Here is a 24,657-nt window from a genome sequence, read left to right as displayed (position 1 = left end):
CTTGTGTGTGCCGATTTTATACTGAATGCTCCGATAGAATATTGATGGAACAAACACACTTTCCGGGCGTGTCTCGGCCGAGGATATCCCGAGTATACAACAATACGAGTGTAAATATTGTCCGTCATTCACCAGTGTTCTACTTCGGATCCCCTGTCGATATCGGGTTACCGCTACCATTTGCCTGTTTCGGAAGAGCGTTTTTTTATATGGGAACAGGACCTCTCTCATAGATAACGTCATTTTCGTGGACGGACGGGAAGAGATCGCACAAACGTATCTGGATCACGTCCGTCCTCGTTGTGGTGTCTGCCGCCCGTCGGTTTTCCGACTCGGCGTCCATAGCCTGCTGTGTAGCGGGACACTGACGAACGAGACCCACAAAACGCTTCGAGGCAGCCGCCCCGAGCACACCGAACGATTTTATTCCCCTCGAGCGAAACGCTCACCTATGGAAACACATTCCGTGCTCGGCCGGTTCGAAGAACGCGACTGGGAAACGGGGGCAGACGGCACAGTTCGCTTCGCTCTCGTCGGTCTCGGCTGGTGGACAGTCGATGTCGTTATCCCCGCGATCGAACAGACCTCACACTGCGAGGCGTCCGTCCTCGTTAGTTCGACTCAGGAGAAAGCTGACCGCCTGGCTGACGAAAACGATGTCGAACGTGGTCTCACGTACACCGATTTCCACGCCGGCGCGGCTGTCGAGTCCTACGACGCGATCTACGTCGGCACGCCGAACGCCTATCACCTCGAGTACGTCGAAACCGCCGCCGAACTGGGGAAGGCGGTGCTCTGTGAGAAACCACTCGAGGCCAGCGTCGAGCGCGCCGAACGACTCGTCGAGGCGGCTGAAGCGGCCGACATTCCGCTGATGACTGCCTACCGGATGCACACCGAACCGGCGGTTCGCCGAGCCAAGGAGTTGATCGACGACGGCTTTATCGGGGAACCGACACACGTCTACGGAAACAACACCCAACCGATCCTCGAGATGAATCCCGACCCCGATCAGTGGCGGCTCGATTCCGACGTTACCGGATACGGGACCTCCGTGATGGATCTCGGCATCTATCCGATCAATACCGCTCGATTCCTCCTCGAGCGGGATCCGGTCGCCGTCAGCGCTCAAATGTCCTCGTCCGCGGACGCCTTTAGCGACGTTCCCGACCAGAACGCGACGTTTACGCTGACTCTCGAGGGCGATCTGCCGGTCGTCTGTACGACCAGTCAACACGCCCAGACGGATACGCAACTCAAAATAATCGGCACCGAGGGAACGATCGAACTCGCCCCCGCGTTCCACGGCGAGGCGACGCTTCACCTCTCCTCGGGAAGCCTCCGTGCCGAATTCGAGGACGTCGATTATGGCGCGGTCGAGGAGATGCGCGAGGAGTTCGACTACTTCGCCGATCGAGTGCTCGGCGGCGAACCGATCCTTCCGGACGGCCGTCACGGGCTCGAGGACATGCGAACGATTCGAGCGATCCACGAGGCGGCCGAACGCGACGAACGCGTCGATCTCGAATAGCTCCACGAACGCGATCCGTTCCCAACGTCGAGACGGTCCAATAGAATTATACCACTCGACCGAGCAGTCGACAGTATGCGCGCACTTGCGAAAACGAGCCGAGAGTACGGGCAGATGGAACTCGTCGATCGACAGCGCCCCGATCCGGGTCCGGGAGAAGCGCTGATAGAAGTCGACTACGCGGGTCTCTGTGGCAGCGATGCGGGAATCTACAAGTTCAAGTCCGCCTTCGAACGAATGGCGCTTCCGACCGTCATCGGGCACGAGTACACCGGGACCGTCGTTGAGGCCGGCGAGGACGTAACCGAGTTCCAGATCGGCGATCGAGTCGTCGAGCGCCCTATCAGGGGTTGTGGAGAGTGCTATCAGTGTAAGCTCGGAGAGGAAAACGTCTGTCAGGACGCGGTGATCACCGGCGTCGATCACGACGGCGCGTACGCTGGCTACATCGCCGTTCCGGAAACCGCCCTCCAGCACGTTCAGGACGGGGTCGATCCGCGACACGCCGCGCTCGTCGAGCCGACCAGCATCGGTGCTCGAGCCGTCATCCAGAACTCTCGAGTCGGCGCCGGCGACCGCGTCCTCGTTGCCGGACCCGGTCCGATTGGGCTCCTGACTGCACAGATCGCGGACTCCCAGGGCGGTGACGTCGTCGTCGCGGGGGTCGCAAGCGACACGAACTACCGCCTTCCCCTCGCCGAAGAACTCGGATTCCCGACGCTCAACGTCGAAGAAGACGACCTCGAGGGTATTCGTAACGAACTGACCGATGGAGCCGGCTACGACGTCGTCTTCGACACGACCGGACATCCCTCCGGGCTGACGATGTCCGTCGACGAGGTCCGGAAGGGCGGCCAGATCGTGATGATCGGCCAGACCGGTGAAACCACGATGGCGTACTCGCCGCTGGTCAGAGCCGAAATCGATCTTCAGTGTTCCTACGCCTCGACGTGGGAGGACTTCGAACGATCGCTCAGACTCATCGAATCCGGCGATGTCGACCTCGAGACGTTCCTCGATGATCGGTATTCGCTTCTCGAGGCCGACGAGGCGTTCGAGGCGTTTTTGGCGGGTGACACCTGTAAGCCAGTCTTCGACGTGAGTGTCCTTCGAGAGTAAGTTCCGACGGTCTCTGGACTCTATTGATCGTTCAGCAAATTCTCTTTTTTGTCGAGCAACGGATAGTGGCGATTGACTCCTCGGCTTCGGTAATATGTGGAAATAATCACCAAAGATTATTTTATAGTGCCTCTGAATGTGTGTGTATGGCATTCGAAAACCCACTCGTGGTCTTTGGAATCGGACTGATCGTGGTCGTCGCGTTGCTGGTCTGGTTGCGCGTCCCCGCTTTCATCGGGCTGGTAATTGCGACGATTGTCGTCGGTGCGGCGACGGCCGAAGTGCCGTTGAGCCAGGTTCCTGAGGAGACAGCAACCGGCTTCGGTGAGACGATGATCAGTATCGGTATTCCGATTCTCATGGCTGCCATAATCGGGAAAACGATGATGGAAAGCGGTGCCGCAGAACGAATCGTTCGTTGGTTCCAATCGTTTACGAGCGAGGGGAACTCATATCTCGCATTGGGTGGCTCGAGCGGCGTACTCGCTATCCCCGTCTTCTTCGACAACGTGTTCTTTTTGCTAGCGCCGTTGGCCCGTTCGATGCGTGCACGAACGGGCCGAGATTACGCCCTGTTCATCACTATCGTCGGCGCGGCCGGAGTAACTGCACACGGCTTTATCCCGCCGACGCCCGGACCGCTCGCAGTGGCGCTCGAGCTCGGCGTCGATGTCGGCGCGACGATATTGGTGGGTCTCGTCGTTGCTCTTCCCACGGTATTCGTCTCTGGTGTCCTGTACGGAAAGTGGATCAACCGCAAGATGGAGATTCCGCTTCGAGAGACGATGGGTTCGTCGGTCGAACGCGTCGAGGAGTTGGCCGACCGTCCGACAGCCAAATTACCGGGGATGGTCGAAGCAATGCTTCCAATTTTGCTGGCAGTGTTTTTGATCGCCTCGAACACGACGGTGGACACGTTGATCGAAGCCGGATTCCTCGTCGAAGGTGGCGCTGCGGACGTGGCATCTAGCTTCGTCGGGGATGCGAACATCGCGTTGACCGCCGCCGCCCTCGCCGCGGCGATCACCTATTACCGGATGGAATCGCTCAGCCGAGAGGTGTGGTCCGACGAACTAGTCGAATCGCTTCAGAGCGGCGGACACATTGCTGCGATCACCGCCGCCGGTGGTGCCTTCGGCGGGATGCTCGCGCTGTCTGGAATCGGTGACTACATCGCGACCACGTTGGAAGGTATCGGCATTCCGCTATTGGTCGCCGGATTCGTTATCGCCGCGACGATCCGTATTGCCCAGGGGTCGGCCACGGTCGCCCTCCTCACGACTGCAGGCATTATGGCTCCGCTTGTCGGTGACCTGTCGGTCCACCCCGTTTACCTCGTCATGATCATCGGGGCAGGTGGAACGATTTTCTCCTGGTACAACGACAGCGGATTCTGGATCGTCAAAGAAATCGGCGGATTGACCCAGGAGGAGACGTTCAAAATCTGGACCGCGCTCACCACAATCGTCTCAATTACTGGGTTCGCCGTCGTGATGGTTCTCTCGTCGCTCTTCCCGCTGACCTAGTATCCGTTTGTCTCTCGTTTCCATCCTTCCCGTCTCCGACGGTCCTCTTCAGGCGCAAATCTATTTACGGGTCGACGTGAAATCGTCTGCGTATGACAATCGTCGCAGCGATCGACGGGGAGGACGGCTCGGATAGCGTCCTTTCCGAAGGGAGCACGCTCGCCGAACGGTTCGACGAACCGCTCGAGGTTGTCCTCGTCTACGAGGCGGGCGACCACGCCTACCTCGTCAACCAGTACATGAACGAGGTCGAATCCCTGTCCGCAGAGCAAGCGCAGGAACTCGCCGAGGAAGTCATCGCCGATGTCTCCTCGGGCGTCACCGACGACTACGAACCTGTCGGTCGAGTAGGCGATCCCGCCGAGGAAATTCTCGGCTACGCTGACGAGGTTGGTGCGAATTACCTCGTCATCGGCGGTCGGTCTCGTTCCCCCGTCGGAAAGGCGTTGTTCGGGAGCGTCACCCAATCGGTACTGTTGGACGCTGATCGACCGGTCGTTACAATCCTGGACGAGCCCTAGCGGTCGGCGGTCGAGTCTCCCGTGGGATTTCCCCTCGTGGAGCAACGTTCTTCGATCGTTCCGGGAGGAATGAACTTATTACCCTCGGCGAAAATTCATAACTATGACGAGTCGACAGTTGTTAACGCACCACCCGGCGGCCAGCGACGACGACGACCACGACGATACGGCGACGATCGTGGTCGATCCGACGGAGCGTTCCGCAGAACCCATCGATCCGAAACTGTTCGGAAAGTTCGGTGAACACCTTTATTCGACGCGGAACGCGAAGAATTCCTTCACCGCCCAAATCCTCCACAACCCGACGTTCGGAAACTGGAAGTTCCAGGTCGAACACGCGTCCGTCGATGGCGGACGACCGGCCATCTACGACACCGAGACGAAAGCTGAACGAATCGAGGCGTACGCCGATACTCGAGAGTATCCCGACTCGGCCCGGCTCATCGAGGCCTACCGTAGCGCGACCGCCCTCTGGTGGTTCCCGGTCGGCGACGACGAGATCAACGGGGTCGACGAGACCGACGGCGTCGACATCACGACGAGCCCGGACGTGGGAATCGCCGGCGACCGTGCTCAGCGCCTCGAGGTATCGGCTACGGAACTCTCTCCCCGCTCCGAATCGGCGGACGATCGGTCGCTGGAGCATTCGGCCGGCATCGCCCAGTGGTGTCATCTTCCGACCCATCGCACGCACGATTTCGAAGGATCGATCACGGCCCGAGCCGCATCGCCGACGACGCTCACCGTTTCGCTCCGCGAAGTCGGGCCGACGGGCGAACTCAAGCGCGCCCTCGACGACACCACGGTGTCCGTAGATAATTCGTGGGATAGTATCGACTTCGACCTCCGGGTTCCGGACGATATCGAGACCGGTCGTGACACGCTTTTCGCCTTCAGCGTGACGACCGATTCGCCGGCAAACGTCGTACTCGACGCGGCGCTGTTGTATCCGGACGATCACGTCGATAGTGCCGACCCGGAAATAGTCGAGTATCTCCGCGACGCGGAGTTACCCGTGTTCCGGTGGCCCGGCGGCAACTTCGTTTCGGGCTATCGCTGGCGAGATGGCGTCGGTCCGACCGAGGAGCGACCAACGAAGCCAAATCCGGCATGGGACGGCCTCGAGACGAACCTGTTCGGAACGGTCGAGTTTCTGGAGTTCTGCGAACGGATCGGCTGCGAGCCGATGATCTGCGTCAATGCTGGGGACGGGTCCGCCGAGGAGGCCGCCCGATGGGTCGAGTACTGCAACGGTTCCACGGAGACGGCCATGGGCGCGCTCCGCGCGGCACACGGCCATCCGGAGCCCTTCGACGTTACCTACTGGGAGGTCGGAAACGAGGTGTACGGCCCGTGGCAAGTCAGCTGGACGACGCCCGTCGGCTACGCGGACCGATTCGAACGATTTCACGAAGCGATGGTCGATGTGGACGACGATATCGAGGTTCTGGCGTGTGGAAACCGGCTGACCGACTGGAACGATCCCGTTCTGTCGACGGCCGCGGATCGTGTTGATTGGCTCACTGACCACGTCCTCGTCGGAACGCACGTCGGACCGGAGACCGACCAAACCGAACTGCACAACGCTCACATGGCGCTCGCCGATCAGGTGATGGACGAGTACGACGACGTTCTCGAGGACATGCGGGCGGCCGGCGTCGACGACCCGCGGATCGCGCTCACCGAATTACAGCTTTTTACGTTCCCGGATCGGGAACAGTGGGAGGGCGTAGAAGAGTCGCCGGAACTACCGACCAACAAATCCGTTTCCGAGGCCATCTACGACGCGACGTTCGTCCACGAGAGCGTTCGTTCAGGTGCCGTCGACATGCTCACTCACTCGGGTGCCGGAAACCATGGTGGCGGGCTTCGGAAGCACCACGAACGCGTCTGGGCGGATCCGTGTTACTACTATCATCGAATGGGGTCGTCGCTATTTGACGCGACGCCGCTTGCGGTCGAACTCAGCTGTGATACCTACGATACCGAGACAGCGTTCGCGACCGACACTGAAGACCTGTTCGGGGAACTCCCCACCGTCTCGGCGGTTCCCGTTCTCGATCCGCTCGCAGTATCGAGCCGGTCGGACGACGAACTGGTCGTCGAATTGGTCCACCGCGACGCGACGGCCGGGGAGATTGACGCCACGATCGAACTCGAGGACGGATTCGATCCCGGCCCGGAGGCGACGGTCACGACGCTCGCCGGCGAGACGATGGCCGCGGAAAACACGTTCGAAGAGCCGGAAACCGTGGTTCCATCCCAAAATTCCGTTTCCGTCGATGGTCGCTCGACGACCGTCTCCGTTCCGCCATTTTCGATCGTCCGTGTGACGTTCTCAAAAAACTAAGAGGCGCGCGTTCACCGCTCGACGAATGAGTTTCTCTAGTATGACCGTCGAGAAAGACTTATACTCGAGATAGACGGTATGAAGGATATGAGTGCTCCTGCAAGTGTCAAACACGATCGTATCCTGACTGAACTCGACGAACGCGCACTCTCCGAACTGTGGCTCCTTCGACCGGAGAACGTCGCCTGGTTCGCGGGTGGGACTACCGTCGTCGATGAAGCGAGTGCTACTGGTGTCGCCGCGCTCGGAATCCCCGCGGACGGATCGTCCGTTCGGTTGCTCGCGCCGAACAACGAAATCGATCGTATTCGAGCGGAAGAACTCCCGCGACTCGACGATTCTCCCCTCGATATCAAACCAGAACAGTACGAGTGGCACGAGTCGTCGCTGTCGGATGCCGTGGCCGAACGTGCCCGCTCACCGGCAGGAGCGGATGTCCGAATCGATGGAATGCAAACGGTCGATCCGTCCCCGCTTCGAGCGCCGCTTCCAAGCGCCGAGATCGATCGGTATCGAACCGCTTGTCTCGAGACGACACGTGCCGTCGAAGCGGTCGGGAACGAGGTGACTGCCGAGACCACGGAACGGGAGACTGCAACGGCGCTTCGACGCGAACTCTCAACTCGAGGATTCGCCGCGCCGGTGGTTCTCGTGGGCGGTTCCGACCGGTCGATGCGAGAACGACACTTCACGCCCACGGCCGCCCCGTTGAACGAGTTCGGGCATCTCACGGTCGTCGCTCGACGCGGCGGCCACAACGTCGCCGTTACAAGGACGGTGGCGTTCGATCTGCCGGAGTGGTTCCGCGAACGTCACGAAGCGACGGCTCGAGTTGCCGCGACGGCCATCGCTGCGACCGCCGAAGCGTCACGAACTGGTGGGACTGCAGGCGACGTCTTCGACGCGATTCAGGAGGCGTACGCCGAGACCGGATACGCTAACGAGTGGCGTCGGCACCACCAGGGTGGCGAAATCGGCTATGAGAGCCGCGAGTGGACGGCCACACCCGGTTCGGCGATGCCGATTTGCGCGCCGATGCCCTTCGCCTGGAACCCGACGATTCAGGGAACGAAGTGCGAGGAGACGGCCCTCCTCGAGGCCGGAGGTAACGGAGTCGATGTCCTCACGTCGACGGATGAGTGGCCGACGGCGAAATACGAGGCGGTCGGGTTCGAGGAGAGCGTTTCGTTGCACGAACCGTTGTTGAAGGATTGACGTGCGAAAAATCACATCATTCATAAGGAGGGGCGATAACCAAATAATTGGGTCGTCGACGGTCGTCTGCCCACATATCGAATCGATACGACCGGACTACCATAGCCGTCGTAGCTCACTGAACGTCACCGGCGACCCTCTCTGACTCCGTGTCGATTGTGCGTCGGGTATCCTGATTCCTCCAACCGACTAACTGAGTCGATTCTGCTCTTGGGGTATAGTGGTCCGGCGACCGGTGAGTGCGCGCACGAACTTTATCCGTTACACATGCGAGACAATCGGTTACCGTTGCAGTATTGTACCATTTGTATATGAATATCACTCCCTAAACTATTATTTGATCATGGCTGTACTCGTCCACGACAATTGGCTTGAATCAAATCCCGTTGGTATGGCTTCCAAATGAGCTGTATATCCGGATACCAAGCACGAATATTTCCAGTATACCGAGGGTAATTCGCACAAGTGTGATCGGTTTGCTGACTCGTTCGATTCATTTACCTCGAGCCAGTTGGAATCGGTACTTCCCGACCTTTCGTTCATAATTGCCCTCTCAGTGTGTTGCAGACGAATTGTTCCGGAGGTAAATCCTCAGCAGTTTCTGCCTGGATAAACCATAAGCAAACAAGCTATTTTAAAAACCACCCAGTAATATTATGTTGTTTCCATGTAGACATAGTCCATAATGCGATAGCAGGAAGTCGCGTTCGCTGACAGTGTTGGTCCTCGAGGGCGAGCCGTCCGAAGTGTGCTCACTCTTTCGGAAAAACGCTTCTGGTCGACGTTATAACGCTGAAATACGCCGTTTGGCTCTTGATCCGTTTATCGAACGGCTCGTTCCAATTCGTCTCAGCTGAACTCGGGGATGACCTCGTCGCCGAACAGTTCGATCTGGTCTCGAACCATCTCCGTCGACATCCCCGAATGATGGAATCGGAGCGCCAGGTGATCGAGCGGGAACCGGTCGCGTATATCTTCGATCTGTTCGACTATCTGTTCGGGCGTTCCGTAGATAAACCGGTCCTCGGCTAACGATTCGAACTGTTCGACGGAATCGGCGGTCATCAGCGGATGCGAAAACTCCCCGCCATATTCGTCGCGATACGTTCGGTGGACGTATTCTCTGCGCTCGCTGACTTCCGCCTCGGTCCGGCCGATGACGGCCTCGCGCATGAGTGGATGTTCGACCGAGGCCCAGTCGACACCCCGTTCGTCGGCGACCGCTCGTTGTTTCTCCTTTCGATCTTGTACGGTCTCGAGGTCTGCGACGACGCCCGGAACCCACGCGTCGCTAAATTTGACCGAGCGAGCGATCTGTTTGTCCCCCCAGCCGCCGATCCAGAGCGATGGACGTGGATTCTGTACCGTCTTCGGAAGCGGTTGCCAGTCTTCGACCTCGAAGAACGGGCACTCGTAGGAAATCGGCTCTTCCGAACTGAGAAACTCGTCGATGAATCGAATACCCTCGATCATTCGACCGGCGCGTTCGTCCATCGGCGCGTCGAACGCGTCGAACTCCTTTTCGACATAGCCGAGTCCGACCCCCAACGTCAGTCGTCCGCCCGAAATGTTGTCGAGCATCGCAGCACGTTGAGCGACGTGAAGCGGGTGATACAGTGGGAGAATCAAGACCGATGTGACTAACTCGAGCTCGTCGGTCGCGGTTCCGATGCTCGTGAGCCGTGTCAGGGGAGACGGCCAGTAATTGTCTCCCTCCGTCGCCTGATGGTCGTTCACCCAGCACGATCGGAAGCCGACGCTCTCCGCGCGTCGGCACGTTTCGTTGACTCCGTCCCAGGAGTCACCACCCTCTGTCGGGAAGATTCCAAACTTCATGCTACCTCCAAAATCAGTTTCTCCCTACAAAAGTGTTTTCCTCGTCGCGGTCTGAACATTGCCGCTAAGGGCGTGATACGGCTGTTTTGGCCACTTCCCCGTTCCGTAGACGGGAACATGTTCGATGTCTGGTGTGAAGGCGAACCGCACCGCTCAGTTCTCTCTCGGCGCTGGTTCGTGACTGAACCGATTTTCGGCTCGTCGTTGTGTTTCGAACTGTTCTCGGATACCGAACGAGTGATTCGTTCATCCCCGGATCACGTTACTCGCATTCGATAAGGTGTGGTACGGTTCTGATGCACTGTGCGGTTGCGTTTGCCCCTACTCCGTCTCGAGATTCCGACGGCCGGTTGTAATTACATAGATATGGCTGTAATTGCCCGACGGAAACCGTTCCCGATAAGGGAACAACTGGTGGCCAATACGAGATTACCGAAATCGCCGATTCAACCGGGATGGCCCGACGAAGGTGTCACACCTGTCGATGCTCGTTGACCCAAATATTAATGAGTATATCAGACGCGTCTACTGTATATGTTCGAGATAACGGCACGTACGCAGCGGAAAACCCAGCCCGAGTGGGCGAGGCTCCAACGAAGCCTCTTCGAGGTGATGCGAACGTCGGTCGACCGCTTCGTAGACGACTACGTTGCTGACAGCGGCGAGCCGCTGTGGCCTCCCGACGGTCACGTCGGCTCCGACGGCTTCGACGATATCGTGGAGGGAGTGTACAATTGGCCACTGGTCTACGCGATGGGCGGCGACGAATCAGTTCTCGAGCACGCTCGAGACGTGTACGACGGTGCCCTGCGCCGGGCGAGCGAGACTCCGACGCCGTTCGGGCATCCGATGGTCGTCGACGAGTTCGAACACTGTCGAGACTGGTTCCACATGGGCGAGGGGAATCTGTACACGTACAACATGGGGCTGGCGGCTCCGGACGACGCTGCCGTCGTCGAACGGGCCGAGCGGTTCGCTGGGCTGTACTTCGACGACGCAGACGCGAACAATTACGACGCGGAGAATCGCCTCGTTCGCGGTCCGATGAACGGTGGAGCGGGGCCGGATCACGCCGATTTTTCGGCGTACGAACACCATCCGTACGGTGCCGACTACCGGTGGGCGAGTCACGGCCTTCCCTGGCGAGACCTCGAGTTCGAGGAGGCCGCGGATCTTCTCGAGCCCGAGACCGAAGATCGGCTCTTCGAGGTGTTGAACGAACGGTGTGGAAAAGGGGATATCCCGCTCAATCTCAACATTACGAGCCTGATGACCAACGCGTATCTCCACACCGGAGACGAGACGTACCGGGAGTGGGCGATCACCTATCTCGAGGCCTGGCGAGAGCGAACGGCTGAAAACGGCGGGATCATCCCTGACAACGTCGGCCGATCGGGCGAGATCGGCGAGTACACTGACGGGCGGTGGTACGGCGGCTACTACGGCTGGTCGTGGGGCGGCTGGCACTACGTCGGCATCGGCCCGACGGTCGCGGCGGAGAACGCCGTTCTGCTCGAGGGTAAGAGAGAGTTTCTCGAGTTCCCGCGCTCGCAACTCGATATCCTCATCGAAAACGGGATCGAGGTGAGCGAGGATGCGGTCCACGACACGCTTTACGTTCCACACAAGTACGGCGGCGAAGGGGACTACCACTACGACGCAGGCGGCGTCCTCACCGAAGACGATGGCGAAGTGCTGTGGCGCGACGGCTGGTACGAGTTCAAACCCCATAGGGACGACCCCTACGCCGTTCACCTCTGGTACATGTCGATGTCCGACGCCGACCGTGAACGGGTCCGTCGGCTTCGAGACTGGAGCAAACAGGATTGGCGGCGCGTGGACCCGAGAGCGTCGACTAAGCACGGTGCGGGCCACGAGTACGCCTGGCTCGCCTACCTCGACGGCGAGTTTCCCGACTACCCGTCGCGTCTCATGAAAGCGAACCACGAGCGCGTCCAGGAACAACTCGAGCTTATGCGCCGGGAGGATACTGCTCGGGCAGAGTTGGACGAGGACTACCTTCGCGACCGAAACCCCGTCTTCCACCGCGGTTTGCTTCAACTGACGATGGGTGCCCCACAGCCGGTGTACTACGGCGGACTCGTGATGGCACAGATTCGTCACTTCGATGTGGGCCGCCAACGGCCCGGGTTACCCGAAGACGTTGCCGTACTCGTCACGAACGTCGACGCTGACGGCATCGATCTGACGCTCGTCAACGGTGGTGGGCGAGACCGCAAACTGATCGTGCAGGCGGGTGCCTACGCCGAACACGAGTTCGAGACCGTCAGCTACAACGACGAATCGTCACGCGTCGACTCGAACACCCTTCGCGTCTCGATACCGTCGGGTACTCGCCTGTCTCTCTCGGCGGAGCTGGATCGGTTCACGAACGATCCGACGTACGCGCTCCCGTGGAATCGGTGATCGGGAGTGGAATCAATATTCGGGCAGAGGACCGGTATTCGTCCGTGGCAGTAGTGATCGACCTGCCGAAACACTCGCTCACAATGAGTTGCGGTACCGAAAACCCCGTATCCGAAACAACTGGCTGACGGCGTTCATCGGTGAAGTTAAGCGGCGAGTGGTCGAAGAAAGTGGTGTGATCAGTCAGCGTTCGTTTCTGGTAGTCGTTTGCTCAGCCGCAGGCGAAAGCGACGGGGCCGTACACGGATACCGCTTCGATCCAGACGCCGACCGATTCCATCGGCAAGCCTCGACACCCCTCGAGAATCCCTCCTTCGTCGCGGTCCACCCGGATCGGCGGTCGCTCTACGCGGTCGAACGCGTCGACGGCGGCGTGCTTGCCGCATTCGAGTTCGACGACCGAACCGGTGCGCTGGGAGCGCTGAACCGGAAGCCAAGTCGGGGCACCGGACCGTGTTACGTTGACGTCGACCCGGACGGACGGGTCGTCACGCTCGCCAATTATCAGGGCGGAACCGTCGCCGCGTATCCGATCGAAGCTGACGGCCGTCTGAGCGATACCTGCACCGTTCTCGAGCACGAGGGCTCGAGCGTCGATTCGAATCGACAGCGTGAACCGCATCCCCACGCCGCCCGTTTCGGGCCGGAGAACCGCTTCGTTTACGTTCCAGATCTCGGCACCGATCGCATCGAGAGCTACCGACGCGCATCGAGTGACGTGATCTCGGGAACCAGTTGCGACGAACCCCCGATGCTCGAGGCCACAGCGAACGGAGTTTCGATTCACGAGGGAGCGGGTCCCCGACACCTGGACTTTCATCCCGACGGTCGGTTTGCGTACGTGGTGAACGAACTCGATTCGACGGTGACCGTTCTCGAACGGCAGTCGACCACGGGCGCACTCGAACCGGTTCACTCCGTTTCGACCCTCCCGCCAGCTTTCGACGACGACAATACCGCTGCCGATATTCACGTTCATCCGACGGGCCGGTGGGTGTACGCGACCAATCGGGGCCACGACAGTATCGCTGTCTTCGAGACCGACGGTAGTGGTAATCACCTCCGCCCCATTGATCACGTGTCCGCTCAAGGCCGGACGCCGCGCACGTTCACTCTCGCCCCGAACGGCGAGTATCTCCTCGTCGCGAACCAGCACGGCGAGAACGTCGTCGCCTACCGAATCGACGCTGATTCCGGTTCACTTTCCGCGGTGGCGTCGGTCACCGTGCAGAAACCGGTCTGTGTCGAGGCCCTGAAACTGCGGTAATTCGTCTGGTAGAGAGTCAGAGCCTACCAAGCACCGGTCGGTCGAACTGACCGTCAACCGTCGAAGCGAACCGGCTCCTCGAGTTAATTCGTTCACCGGTGCAAGTAGCTCGCCCACATCAGCGCCGTCGCCGTTATGATAAGCGGGCTTGCCGTCGAAACGACGCGGTCGACCGAAGCTGCGTCGATCAGACTATAGCGGGTCCGTTTTCGGGACGCCAAACGTAGTGCCGGACGGACCGAACGCTGTCTCGAGGAATTCGACTACACGTACTGGGGATACCGCGTTTTGCGTTCGATTTTCGCCGATGGGTTTATACTCCCTGCGGCGGACAGTAATTTCATGTCACTGTCTGCCGAGCAGGTACAGGATTGCCTCCGCGGCGTTGCCGTTGGCCTCCTGACACCGTTCGACGACCAGCACCGCATTGAGTACGATAAACTCCGCGAGAACGCACAGACGCTTTCTGAAAGCGGTGTCGGAACGTTCCTCGCGAGTGCCAACATCAGCGAGTATCACTCGCTCTCTCGAGACGAACGAGTGGCAGTCGCCGAGACGAGCGTCGACGCTCTCCCGGACGACGCCTGCGTTCTCGCCGGGGTCGGCGGCAGTACAAGCGAGGCTCAGGACCTGATTCGCGCGTACGATGACGGCGGCGTCGACGCGATGATGATCATGCCGCCGGATCACACGTATATTCACGAGCAGGGCTTGCTCGACTACTATCGCGAACTCGATCACGTGACCGAGACGCCGCTGGTTCCGTACGTCCGCGGGTTCGATCCGTCGGTCGAGTACCTGGATGCGCTGACCCGCATTGACGGCGTCGTCGGTATCAAGTACGCGATTGCGGATTCGGTGAAGCTCGGTGCAGGCGTCGCCGCCGGAGCCGACGACGTCGTCTGGGTCGACGGGCTCGCCGAGCCGTACGCGGTCTCGTTCTGGGCGGAGGGTGTCGAGGGATTCTCGGCGGGTGTGAGCAACTTCCGCCCCGAGGTCGGTCTCGAGCTCTTTGACGCGCTCTCGAGCGGCGACTGGGAGTACGCACGCACGCTTCGAAACATCTGTCTCCCCTACCAGCGCTTCAGGGAAGAAAACGGGCAGGGTAACGACATCGACGGCGCGATCAGCGTCTCAGCCGTCAAAAAAGGGTTACAGTTAGCCGGCCTCAACGGCGGCCGCGTTCGGGAACCGATCAAACCGCTCGCCCCGGAGACGGCCCAACGGGCGGAGGAACTCTATAGCCAACTCGACGACGATATCGACCGGGTAATCAACTGAGCGTGTCCGACTGCGTGGAGGCACCCACCGCTTTGTGCCCCTACTCGTCGTCGTAGTGAAACTCCGTCCACGGACCGTCGACGAAGGCGTACTCCTCGAGCACGTCGAGGTTCACGTCGACGCCGAGTCCGGGACCGTCCGGGACGGTCAATCGGCCGTCCTCGACCGCGGGTTCGCCCTCGATGATATCGAACGCGAGGTCGAACGGGTACATTCCCGGATCCGTTGGTTCGTCGAAGAGCGGATCGTTCTCGAAGACGGGATACTCGAGCAATCGAGTGCCCGGCGCCGCGGCAACGAGATGGGCGTTTGCGAGGAGTCCGAGCCACGTTCCGAAGTTGTGCGGGACGAACTCGACATCGCGTCCGTGACAGTACTGGACTGCCGGCTCGCAGCCGGTAAACCCTTCGTGGTGACGGACGTCTCCCTGCAAGAACTCGACTGCACCCGTTTTCCCCAGTTCCACGAGGGAGTTCGGCGAGTCTTTGCTCTCGCCCCCAGCGAGCGGAGCGCCGGTTTCCGCGAGCGTCGCGTATCCCTCGTGGTCGTTGGGCTTGACCGGCTCCTCGATCCAGTACGCGCCGGCTTCCGTCGCGTACTCGACGAGTTCTCGGACGGTATCGTCGCCGTAGGATCGACGGAGCTTCCACCAGGTGTGGACATCGAGCATGAACTCCGTCTCTGTGAGCGCGTCCGCGAGGAGATCGATGGTCCGGCGGTCACCATCGGGACCGATCCCGGGACGGTACTTGTACCCGAAAAATCCCAGTTCCGCTATGACCTCGGCCTGCCGGGCGTACCCTTCCGGTTCCATGTACATTCCCGCGCTGGCGTACAACGGCATCCGTTTCGTCGGTTCGCTTCCGTACGCGTCCGCGAGAAGCTCGTAGATCGGGATCCCGAGTTCCTTTCCCCGGAGATCGTACAGGGCGACGTCGATCGCGGAAATGGCCTCCGTTCGGAGGTGTGCTGGTAGATCGGTTTCGGCGATATACCCGGCGGCGTCTGCGATTTCATCTACCGTTCGTCCCTCGAGAGCTTCTGCAACGGATCCTCCGATAACGTCGGCGAACGTGCCCTGGGAGTCACCCTCGAAGTACTCGCGCATTTCGGAACTGCTCGCCCCGGCCGTCGAGAACCCCTGTCGTCCGTCCGCGGTTTCGACGACGACGAGTACGACGTCTCGCTTGTTCAGCCGCCGCGTCCCGCCGTGGAACGACCGATTCTGCGGCGGTTCGATCGGTGATGACAGCGCGTATCCAGTAACTTCGCTAACCTTCATACGTACACATACGAACCCGGAAGCATAATGGTACCGTCTCACAACATGATCGTGCCCCTTCGGAGGACCTGCTCGTATTGGAGTCTCCCCGTCCTCGTCGCCTACGAGAACTTCGTATTGACCTCGATGACGTTCGCAGCTCGCATCACGTACTTCGAGAGGTCGTCGTGAAGCCGTTCGTCGGTAAACCGACTCGAGGGACCGGTGATACTGATCGCACCCATGACCGACTCGCCGTCTCTGACGGGTGCGGCGACACAGCGAAGCCCCTCGAAGTTCTCCTCGTCGTCGATGGCGTACCCCCGTTCTCGCGTTCGCTCGAGTTCCTCGAGGAGTTCGTCGCGACAGGTGACCGTTTTGGCGGTCGATGTCGTGTAATCGATCGACTCGATAAGCGCTTCTGTTCGCTCGGGTGGTAGAAACGCCAGAACCGTCTTGCCTAGGGATGTCGAGTGGAGGGGTTGTTGTGTTCCGACTCGAGACGCCGTGACGACTGCTCTGTCGCCGTTGGCCTTGTAGAGGTACGAAATCTTTTGGTGCTCTTCCATTCCGAACTGGGCTATTTCTCCGGTTTCGGCCGCCAACTCATCGGTTTCTTCTCTGATCACGTCGTAATTCTCGACCTGTTTGCGCACGTGATTCGCCATATCGAGAACGCGAAGGCTCAATCGATAGCCGTCGTCCTCGCGGACGATGATCTCCCGCTCGCATAGCGTTCGGAGATGGCTATGGATTGTACTCTTCGAGTGACCCAGCTCCGTCGCGAGCTCCGTGACCCCGGCCCCCTTTTGCGTCTGTAACTGCTCGATGATGTTGAAGGCTATTTGGACCGACCGAATCGTTCGGCCCGGGTTTCCGTCCATAGCTCGTGACATACGGTACCAATGGGATTATTAATACATAAAGTTGTTCAAATATAGGGAATTAAACAACTAGTCTCATTCTGCTTTTCGGGACGTTCTCGACTCATTGTTTTTGCGTTTGCCACTGCCAACGACTTTTGAACGTCTCGATTCGACAGTCTGGCGTTCGAAGCGATGCGGCCAAGATTAGGTTTCGAAACGGTAGTCGTGTTCCACAGAACATACCTGTGGTATCCGCCAACGGTTGCTCGCTCGACTCTCGTTCGTGTCACACGAAACCAAATCTTTTTCGTGACCGATGCTGATGTTCGCATACCGCATGCTATACGACGACTTTCGAGAGCTGAAAGACCGGATTGCAGGTGGCATCATCCCGGCAACGGCGACCCCGTGGACGCCGGAACCCGAGTACGATCTCGCCGAAGCCGACCTTCGACGACTCGTCGAGTACCTGACCGGGATCGATGGCATCGTCGCGGTCATCGCGAACGCACACACCGGCGAGTGCAAGCTCCTGTCTCGAGAGATGAAACAGGAGGTTATTCGCGTCCACAAGGAGGCCGCGGGTGACACCCCAGTCTTCTCGGGCGTCTACGGCGAGAACTCGCTTCAGGCCGCCGAGATGGCGCGCGAGGCACAGGAGGCCGGTGCCGACGCGGTCATGTTACTCCCGCTCGACACCTACGCAAATCAAGATCCACGAACGCCCGTCGAGCACTTCGAACGCGTCGCCGACGCCGTCGATATTCCACTTATCAACTTCCAGTTCCCGACGTGGGGAAGCTCCGGCATTCCGATCAGCGCACACGTCGAAATCTGTGAGCACCCTTCGGTTATCGCGTTCAAGGAAGCGTCGTTCGATCCGGTTCGCTACGAGGAAACCGTACGAGCCCTCGATCACGCCAGAGACGACTTCACTATGATGACGGGTAACGACACGTTCCTTACCCACGCGTACCAACTCGGCTCGGAAACCGGACTCATCGGATACGGCAATCTGGTTCCGGAACTCCAGGTCGAGAAGCTGCAGGCGGTCCGAAACGACGATATGGTGCGTGCAAAGGAGATCCGCGAAACGATGTTGCCCCTGACCAATCACGTCTTCGGTGAACCGCAGGGTCGCTACCGCGGTCGAACGAAAGTTGCCCTCGAGATGCAGGGCATCTTCGAGCACGATACGCTCTTGCCGCCACAACAACAGATCGGAATGGAAGAACGGCAGGAACTCCGGGAAATCCTCGCAGACCTCGGCGAACTCGACCCGCTGTAACGATTGAGCCCGAGAACGTGAGAGGCGACGAGACGAACGGCCGCCGAGCCGAACACTTTTATCGCTCTCGGCCGACCACTCACCGTATGACAGTTCAGGTCACCGTTTGGAACGAAAACGTTCACGAACGCGAAGACGAGCACGTTCGTAAGCTGTATCCCGACGGCATCCACGGCGCCATCGCCGATGGTCTCGAGTCCGGCAACCGGACTGTCCAAACGGCGACGTTACAGGAACCGGACCACGGACTCACCGAGGCCGTCCTCGAGGAAACGGACGTGCTCGTCTGGTGGTCCCACTGTGCGAACGGCGAGGTCCGCGATGAAATCGCCGACCGCGTGGTCGATCGAGTGCACAGCGGGATGGGGTTCGTCCCCGTCCACTCGGGAAAGAACTCGAAACCGTTCGAGCGATTGATGGGAACGACCTGTGCTATCAAGTACCGCCACGGTGGGGAAACGGAACGAATCTGGGTCGCCGATCCCGGTCATCCGATCGCCGACGGACTCGAGGAGTCCTTTGAGATCCCGTCGACCGAAATGTACGGCGAACCCTACGACGTTCCCGAACCCGATCGAACCGTCTTTATCTCGTGGTTCGAAGGCGGGGAAGTGTTTCGCTCCGGGCTCTGTTATCGGCGCGGTCGCGGTCGGATATTCGCGTTTCGGCCGGGACACGAGGAGTACCCCATCTTCTTTCAGGACGAGGTTCGTCGCGTGCTCTCGAACGCGGTCGACTGGGCGGCCCCGACGGCGGGTGCGACCGCCGTTCGAGGCGAAGTCGAACCGGTCGAGTCGATTGAATCGACCGACGACCCGTAAGCGGTTCTCTCGTCGCCGCTTTGCCGACTGATAGAAGGCCTCTCCTTGCTGGACTACCGCTCTTGTAACACTGACACGTTCATCTCGTTCGTGCGGCGCGTCATCTCGAGCCCCTCGATGGGTCGGATAACGATCTCGCAGGTAACGTGGACTTCGGTTCCGTCCTCGAGGTGACCGGCGATCGTCTCTTCGCCGTTGTAGGCGATGACGTGCAGGTGGGGTTCGCCGTCGGCGATCGCCCCGTCGATCGTTCCGACCTCCCACGCCCCTCGCGTTCTTCGAACACGTTTCGCTCATCGCGCTCGCTCGGGAACGCCGCGGTTGGGACGTAGTGGTAGTTCAAGGTTCGAAGCGTCGCGATTCCCGAAACGATGACGCCTGAATCGATGCCGTGCTCCTCGCAGACGTCACGGACGGACTCGAGGAGCAGGTCACCCGAGCCGAGTCGGACGAATACGTGGCCGTCGTCTGCCTGAACTGCGTTCATTTGAAAGCTCCTAGCGAACCTCTGGCAAGGAGGCGCTTAAACGCTTCGCCGTTCGAGCACCTATTCGAAGACGACCGCATCACACTCCGTCCCAATATCGATCGTTTCCCGAAGATCGCCGTAATTGCCGACGAGCGAGAGCCTGCGGCTAGCAGGACCAGCCACTTCGAGAAACCGCCGATCCTCAGGCGGTGGCGAACAGCCCCGAACTCGGGTTTCTTCGACGTTATCGAGTTCGATGAGCGGGCCGTCGGTCGCTCCCGCTCGCTCGATCTCGAGGCCATCGATCGACACCAGATTGGTCTCCTCGAACCGTAGCGCCGGGTCGTCCGGAACTCGGAGGCGAACGTCGGTAAACGACACGTCTCGCATCGATTTACAGAAGAAACCGTGTCGCTGGTCGTAGTCGTACGCCATCGCGGGATCGAGATCGGTTGCCTCGAGCGACCGCGTCGCGTCGATATGGACGTCGTCGAACGTAATGCCCTCGAAGCGTCGCTCCGGAAGCCCGGCGAAGAATCCGGCGGATTCGACGTCTCGAGCGCTGATGTTGTGGAAGTGGACGTTCCTGACCATCGGCGTTCCTTCGTCGACCGGCTCCGGATCGCTGTCGATCGGGGTGAAATAGTACCCGTTGATGACGAACGGACAGGCAACCTGTCGCATGACGATCGTATCGAAGCGGAGATCCTCGACCACGCCGCCGCGACCCCGTTGGGACTTGATTCGAATCCCTCGATCAGTGTCCGTAAACGTACAGTTCGATACGGTCACGTTGCGGATATCGCCGGCGGTTTCGCTTCCGATTACGACCCCGCCGTGACCGTGTTTGACCGTGCAGTTAGTAATCGTGATGTTCTCCGCCGGCTCGCCCACCGCACGCCCCTGTTCGTCCTTCCCCGATTTGAGACAGATCGCGTCGTCACCGGCGTTGATGAACGTATCGCTGACCCGAACGTTTCTCGAGGAGTCGATGTCGACCCCGTCGCCGTTTGGTGCGTCCGCGGGGTTTACTATCCGCACGTCGGTTATCGTCACGTCTTCGGAGTAGACGACGTGCGTGTTCCAGAACGGCGAGTTTCGGAGCGTTACGCCGGAGACGCTAACGTTCTCCGAATCGTTGATCTGGAGTAACGGCGGCCGGAGCGTGAACGAACTCACACCGTCCCGAAGTTCGTTTCGCTCGTCGAACTCCTCGACGCGTTCTTCGAGGTCGTCGGGGTACGCTGATCGGGGCAGATCTCTGTACTGCCACCAGTGTTCGCCCGAGCCGTCTATCACGCCCCGTCCGGTTATCTCGACGCTCGAGGCGTTGTCGACGAACAGACACGGGTGGAAGCCGAACTGATCCCATCCCTCCCAGCGACTTTCGACGGTCGGGAAGGCAGTGTGGTCCTCGACGAATCGAAGCGTTGCGCCGTTTTCAACGTGTAACGATGTCCTATCACCGACGCGAAGCGGTCCGGTCAGGTATTCACCCGGTGGAACGCGAACCGTTCCGCCCGACTCGGCGCAGTCGTCGAGTGCGGTCTGTATCGCGTCGGTATCTCGAGTCTCGCCGTCTCCCGTCGCGCCGAACTCGCGAATATCGGAGTGACTGGTCTGAATTTCGGGCATCGTTCGGTTATTTTTGAGTGAGGTCATAAACGTTGTGTCGAGTGGAACCTGCCTGTGGGTTTCTGTGCTCGATTACGACGATTGTACTCGATCGAAGTTATTTCCTGGACCGCCAGATCAGGCCGTACGCAGTGAACCCGACGAACGCCAGTCCTGCCCCCCAGATCGGTAACAGCCCGGCCAGAACGCCGGTTTGCATGATAAAACCGATCAGTATGAGCAACACTCCGACCATGGCGAGTGTCAGCGTGACCGAATTAAGAACGGTTCGTACACCTTCGCTCAGGGTTCCGACTACGCCGGAGTCATCAACTGTGTCGATCGTCATATCCCAAAGAAGGCCGTCGGTGGACATAAAACATTCCCAAACTGCCGGTCGCGGGGATGGGGCACTCGCCGATGCGAATGGCTCATTCGGTCCGTTCATCGCACAGACCCAAGTTATGTGTTCCCAAGGAGCGAACGTGTAGCACAAGTTTGCCGATGCACACGACGAGAGACGTATTGCCAATTATTCGACTCTCTTTCTATTGACGTTGTTTACGGTGGTTACAGTCCTTCGACCCTCGTTCGATTTTCGCTTTTCGTGTTCCCGACAGCCGAACCACTCACCCCAGTTATTTACAATAGTATGCCCGTAACAGGATTCTGGTTTGCTCGAGCAGACTCGAGTTGGGCCGACGTTTCTGAGCGGTGTGACTCACGTAGGCTCCAAACACCGCTGTCTCTGGATCTATGACTCCCATTGATACTGTACGATTCAGATTCAGACATCGTTACCGTAATGTGAAATCTCGGGTGTGTTGGCAGAGAATTCCGCTCTCGGGAACAGTAGAATGTAACGGCATTATGCCATCGCCTTCTGCCCATCGGACTGCCCAGTGAGGTGGCAGTAGCCTGGATCGGCGTTCTCCAGTCGGTGCTATTTTCTCGCCCGGAGAAACGTACGAACTCGATACTCACCGCTCGCTAGCGTGAGTAATCGGTCGTCAAAAACGCAACTCAGGGCCGGGGCTGATACGGGCTGAAAACCGCGTCAGTCCTCGACGATGGACTCACTCGTCCAGTACTCGTGGTTTTCCTGGGCGCGGAAACACGCGGCTCGTTGATGCGTTTCGTCCGTACTCGAGTCGACCATCTCTGGTTCGACTTCGCGACAGACGTCCCTTGCTTCGGGACAGCGCGTGTGGTACCGGCAGCCGGATGGCGGGTCCGTCGGATCCGGGATATCGATCTTTCGCATCGGGGAGTCGTCCGTTCGATCAGTTTCGGTCAGCAACTCCGGTGTCGCCCAGCAAAGCGCCCGCGTATAGGGGTGTTGGGGATCGTTGATGATCCGTTCCGGCGTCCCGATTTCGACGAGCTTTCCCAGATAGATGACCCCGATCAGTCCGTCGGTTTTTTCGGTGATGTATCGGGCATTGGCTAAATCGTGCGAAATGAACAGGTATGAGGTATCGAACATGTCCTGGAGTTCGAGCATCAAATCCATCATCTCGACGCGCAAGGAGACGTCCAGAGCGCTTACGGGCTCGTCCGCGAGGATGACGTCCGGATTCATTAACATTGCACGGATCAGCGCAACTCGCTGTTGTTCACCGCCGCTCAACTGGTGTGGATACCGCTCGATATAATCCTCCGGCGGCGACATCCCAACATGCTCGAGCATGCTGAGGATCCGTTGGCGACGATCGTTCCCGTCGAGGTCGTCATACCACCTGACGAGCGGTTCCTCGAGACTCGAGAACACTTTTCGGTAGGAGTTCAATGCGTTCCCGGGATCCTGGTGAACGATCTGAAGGGCCTGACGGATGTCCTCGAACGGAATGTCACCACCGGTTTCCTTCGCTTCCCAGACGTCCTGTCCCCGGTACTCGACGCGTCCGGCTGTCGGACGCTCGAGTCCGACCGCCGCCTTGCCGAGCGTCGTCTTGCCACACCCGCTCTCCCCGACGAGGACGACGACATCGTTTTCGTAGATGTCGAACGAAATGCCGTCGACTGCCCGAACCGTTTCCGGATCGGTGAACAGGTTCAATAATCCCTCGTCCTGGGTCGCTTCGAAGTGGACTTCGACGTTGTCCAACGAGAGGACTGGGTTCTCGCCCGCCCACCGAGGGCGCGTCTCCGGTGTTTGTACCGATATCGGTTGATCGGAATCTGGGCTCCCTGTCTCAGTTCCCGACCCGTCGTTCGGCATCGGCACCGCTTCGCTTGCCTCCTCCCAGTAATGACAGTGAACGTCATGATCCATATCGACGACGTACGGACCGGGATCTTCCACTTCGCAGCGCTGGTCTGCCATCGGACACCGCGAATGGTACGAACAACCCGAAATCTCGTTTACCGGATCGGGAGCGCTCCCTTCGATCGGCCGCATTTCGTCGACGGGTGCGGTAAGATTCGGGGTCGACTTGAGTAGTGCTCGGGTGTACGGATGGGCCGCGTCCTCGAGCAGTTCGTTCGCGGGACCGATTTCGATGAACTCGAACGCGTAGAGCACGCCGATCCGATCGGCGAGGTCGACGACCAGCGGGAGATCGTGCGTGATGAAGACGATAGTCAGGTCGTACTTCTCCTTGATATCCTCGATGAGCGAGATGATTGACCGCTGCATCAACAGATCGAGCGCCGCCGTCGGCTCGTCCATCACGAGCACCTCCGGCTCGAGGACGAGACTCAGTGCGATCAACACGCGCTGTTTCATCCCCCCGCTGAGTTCGTGGGGATAGGATCTGAGCACCCGCTCCGGGTCCATGTACAGATCCGAGAGGATCGTGCGTGCTCGCTCCATCCCCTCGGAAACGGTGTCTCCGTGTGCAGTGAGCGTCTCCACGAAGTGGGTGTTGATCTTTCGAACGGGGTTGAACGAACTCATGGCTCCCTGAAACACCATCGCAATCTCTTCCCAGCGGAACTGGTTGAGCTCGCTTTTCGTGAGGCCCAGAACGTCGACGTCCCCGCCGCCGTCGGGATAGTAGGAAATCTCTCCGCTGAGCGTCCCCGGGTCGACGATCGCGTCGAGAAAGGCTGAGGCGAACATCGACTTTCCGCTGCCGCTTTCGCCGACGACGCCGAGTATCTCGTTTCGTTCGATATCGATGCTGACGTCGTCGAGGACCCGCGATTCACCGCGGTCCATTCCGAACTTGACGGTGGCGTTTCGCACCTCGAGTATCGGGTCGGTGATCGACACGTCTCGATCGTCGTTCGATACGGCCTGTTCCGTCATACTGCGTTCGTT

The 24,657-nt window shown here is 59.5% G+C and carries 18 protein-coding genes; 11 read left to right on the top strand and 7 right to left on the bottom strand.

Features of this window, described 5'->3' with window-relative positions; all coding sequences use genetic code 11:
• Nucleotides 1-451 precede the first annotated feature (451 nt).
• From gfo6 to ACYQ14_RS20680, 6 genes are all read left to right on the top strand, one after another.
• A complete protein-coding gene (gene gfo6 / locus ACYQ14_RS20705; protein ID WP_459891045.1) occupies nt 452-1,531 on the top strand; it encodes a D-xylose 1-dehydrogenase Gfo6 in 1,080 nt (359 codons plus the stop codon).
• A 75-nt stretch (nt 1,532-1,606) separates the two neighbouring features.
• Nucleotides 1,607-2,650, top strand: coding sequence for a zinc-dependent alcohol dehydrogenase (locus ACYQ14_RS20700; protein WP_459891043.1), 1,044 nt, complete (start codon nt 1,607-1,609; stop codon nt 2,648-2,650).
• Between the two features lie 146 nt (nt 2,651-2,796).
• Nucleotides 2,797-4,176, top strand: a complete 1,380-nt coding sequence (locus tag ACYQ14_RS20695; RefSeq protein ID WP_459891041.1) for a GntP family permease — start codon at nt 2,797-2,799, stop codon at nt 4,174-4,176.
• Between the two features lie 92 nt (nt 4,177-4,268).
• Complete coding sequence (locus ACYQ14_RS20690) at nt 4,269-4,697, top strand: universal stress protein (RefSeq protein WP_459891039.1); 429 nt, start codon at nt 4,269-4,271, stop codon at nt 4,695-4,697.
• A gap of 103 nt (nt 4,698-4,800) precedes the next feature.
• Nucleotides 4,801-7,047, top strand: coding sequence for an alpha-L-arabinofuranosidase C-terminal domain-containing protein (locus tag ACYQ14_RS20685; RefSeq protein ID WP_459891037.1), 2,247 nt, complete (start codon nt 4,801-4,803; stop codon nt 7,045-7,047).
• Nucleotides 7,048-7,134: 87 nt separating this feature from the next.
• Nucleotides 7,135-8,262 carry a M24 family metallopeptidase gene (locus ACYQ14_RS20680; protein ID WP_459891035.1) on the top strand — a complete coding sequence of 376 codons (1,128 nt, stop codon included), beginning with the start codon at nt 7,135-7,137 and terminating at the stop codon, nt 8,260-8,262.
• An 849-nt stretch (nt 8,263-9,111) separates the two neighbouring features.
• Here ACYQ14_RS20680 and ACYQ14_RS20675 read toward each other — a convergent pair.
• The gene (locus tag ACYQ14_RS20675; RefSeq protein WP_459891033.1) at nt 9,112-10,098 is read right to left on the bottom strand and encodes an LLM class flavin-dependent oxidoreductase; all 987 of its coding nucleotides are present in this window, start codon (nt 10,096-10,098) and stop codon (nt 9,112-9,114) included.
• A 534-nt stretch (nt 10,099-10,632) separates the two neighbouring features.
• Between ACYQ14_RS20675 and ACYQ14_RS20670 the strand changes: the two genes are divergently transcribed.
• The 3 genes from ACYQ14_RS20670 (at nt 10,633) to ACYQ14_RS20660 (ending at nt 15,073) form a co-directional block, all read left to right on the top strand.
• Nucleotides 10,633-12,525: a DUF8034 domain-containing protein gene (locus ACYQ14_RS20670; RefSeq protein WP_459891031.1), complete on the top strand. Its 1,893-nt coding sequence runs from the start codon at nt 10,633-10,635 to the stop codon at nt 12,523-12,525.
• A 175-nt stretch (nt 12,526-12,700) separates the two neighbouring features.
• A complete protein-coding gene (locus ACYQ14_RS20665; protein WP_459891030.1) occupies nt 12,701-13,792 on the top strand; it encodes a lactonase family protein in 1,092 nt (363 codons plus the stop codon).
• A gap of 342 nt (nt 13,793-14,134) precedes the next feature.
• Nucleotides 14,135-15,073: a dihydrodipicolinate synthase family protein gene (locus tag ACYQ14_RS20660; protein ID WP_283837706.1), complete on the top strand. Its 939-nt coding sequence runs from the start codon at nt 14,135-14,137 to the stop codon at nt 15,071-15,073.
• Between the two features lie 40 nt (nt 15,074-15,113).
• Here the strand turns inward: ACYQ14_RS20660 and ACYQ14_RS20655 are convergent, their stop codons facing one another.
• Together ACYQ14_RS20655 and ACYQ14_RS20650 are read right to left on the bottom strand one after the other, a co-directional pair.
• Nucleotides 15,114-16,355 (bottom strand): mandelate racemase/muconate lactonizing enzyme family protein, encoded by a 1,242-nt coding sequence (locus ACYQ14_RS20655; RefSeq protein WP_459891026.1) that lies wholly within the window; start codon nt 16,353-16,355, stop codon nt 15,114-15,116.
• A 101-nt stretch (nt 16,356-16,456) separates the two neighbouring features.
• Nucleotides 16,457-17,230 (bottom strand): IclR family transcriptional regulator, encoded by a 774-nt coding sequence (locus ACYQ14_RS20650; RefSeq protein WP_459891024.1) that lies wholly within the window; start codon nt 17,228-17,230, stop codon nt 16,457-16,459.
• A gap of 307 nt (nt 17,231-17,537) precedes the next feature.
• On the opposite strand from ACYQ14_RS20650, the gene ACYQ14_RS20645 reads away from it, so the two are divergent.
• Entirely contained in the window at nt 17,538-18,488 is a 951-nt protein-coding gene (locus tag ACYQ14_RS20645; protein ID WP_459891022.1) for a dihydrodipicolinate synthase family protein, read from the top strand.
• 86 nt (nt 18,489-18,574) lie between these two features.
• On the top strand, nt 18,575-19,309 hold the full coding sequence (locus ACYQ14_RS20640) for a ThuA domain-containing protein (protein ID WP_459891020.1): 735 nt from the start codon (nt 18,575-18,577) through the stop codon (nt 19,307-19,309).
• A 53-nt stretch (nt 19,310-19,362) separates the two neighbouring features.
• On the opposite strand, the gene ACYQ14_RS20635 is transcribed toward ACYQ14_RS20640, so the two are convergent.
• The 4 genes from ACYQ14_RS20635 to ACYQ14_RS20620 form a co-directional block, all read right to left on the bottom strand.
• A complete protein-coding gene (locus ACYQ14_RS20635) occupies nt 19,363-19,524 on the bottom strand; it encodes a PPC domain-containing DNA-binding protein (protein ID WP_459891463.1) in 162 nt (53 codons plus the stop codon).
• 332 nt (nt 19,525-19,856) lie between these two features.
• Complete coding sequence (locus tag ACYQ14_RS20630) at nt 19,857-21,413, bottom strand: glycoside hydrolase family 28 protein (protein ID WP_459891018.1); 1,557 nt, start codon at nt 21,411-21,413, stop codon at nt 19,857-19,859.
• 97 nt (nt 21,414-21,510) lie between these two features.
• On the bottom strand, nt 21,511-21,741 hold the full coding sequence (locus ACYQ14_RS20625) for a hypothetical protein (protein WP_459891016.1): 231 nt from the start codon (nt 21,739-21,741) through the stop codon (nt 21,511-21,513).
• A 708-nt stretch (nt 21,742-22,449) separates the two neighbouring features.
• Nucleotides 22,450-24,645, bottom strand: coding sequence for an ABC transporter ATP-binding protein (locus ACYQ14_RS20620; RefSeq protein ID WP_459891014.1), 2,196 nt, complete (start codon nt 24,643-24,645; stop codon nt 22,450-22,452).
• Nucleotides 24,646-24,657: the final 12 nt, after the last annotated feature.

Source organism: Halostagnicola bangensis (genome assembly GCF_054653435.1).
Note: the sequence above shows the minus strand (reverse complement) of the source record. Positions and strands in the feature narration are given on the sequence as shown.